Annotated in this window: 1 protein-coding gene; it reads right to left on the bottom strand. The window is 63.7% G+C overall.

The genetic code is table 11. The features are described from left to right. A partial coding sequence (locus tag FMZ75_RS21160; RefSeq protein ID WP_166146304.1) for a GDP-mannose 4,6-dehydratase occupies positions 1-816 on the bottom strand: 816 nt, incomplete at its 3' end. Between the last annotated feature and the right edge of the window lie 2 nt (positions 817-818).

Below are 818 nucleotides of genomic sequence, written 5' to 3'. Positions count from 1 at the left end.
ATGCGCCTCCATGTCGAGGCCGGCATGGGCGAAAGCGATGCGGCACATGTCGCGCACAGTGGTGGTGACGCCCGTCGCCACCACATAATCGTCCGGCGTCTCCTGCTGCAGCATCAGCCACATGGCCCGCACATAATCGCGCGCATGGCCCCAGTCGCGCTTGGCGTCTATATTGCCGAGGCGCAGCTCTTTGGCGAGGCCGAGCTTTATGCGCGCCACGCCGTCGGTCACCTTGCGGGTGACGAATTCTATGCCGCGCAGCGGGCTCTCGTGATTGAAGAGAATGCCCGAGGAGGCGTGCAGGCCGAAGCTCTCGCGGTAATTGACCGTGATCCAATGGCCGTAGAGCTTGGCGACGGCGTAAGGCGAGCGCGGATAGAAGGGCGTCTTCTCGCTCTGCATGGGCTCCTGAATGAGGCCGTACATTTCGGAGGAGGAGGCCTGATAGAAGCGCGCGCCGGGGGCGCCGATGCGCATCGCCTCGAGCATGTTGGCGACGGCGACGGCGGTGATATTGGCGGTGAGAATGGGTTGCCGCCAGGAGGAGGCGACGAAGGATTGCGCGGCGAGATTGTAGATTTCGTCGGGCTTCACCTCCTGCACGATGCGCAGCAGGCTGGAGAGATCGCCGAGGTCGCCGTCGAGCAGCTGCACGTCATTTGCGACGCCGAGCCAGCGCAGCCGATGATCCTCGACGCCGCGATGCGAGGAGCGGCGGATCACGCCATAGACTTCATAGCCTTTGCCGAGCAGAAGCTGTGCGAGATAGGCTCCGTCCTGTCCGGTAATGCCCGTCAACAGCGCGCGTTTGGTCATCC

Source organism: Methylosinus sp. RM1, from assembly GCF_011378635.1.
Taxonomy (GTDB): domain Bacteria; phylum Pseudomonadota; class Alphaproteobacteria; order Rhizobiales; family Beijerinckiaceae; genus Methylosinus; species Methylosinus sporium.
Note: the sequence above shows the minus strand (reverse complement) of the source record. Positions and strands in the feature narration are given on the sequence as shown.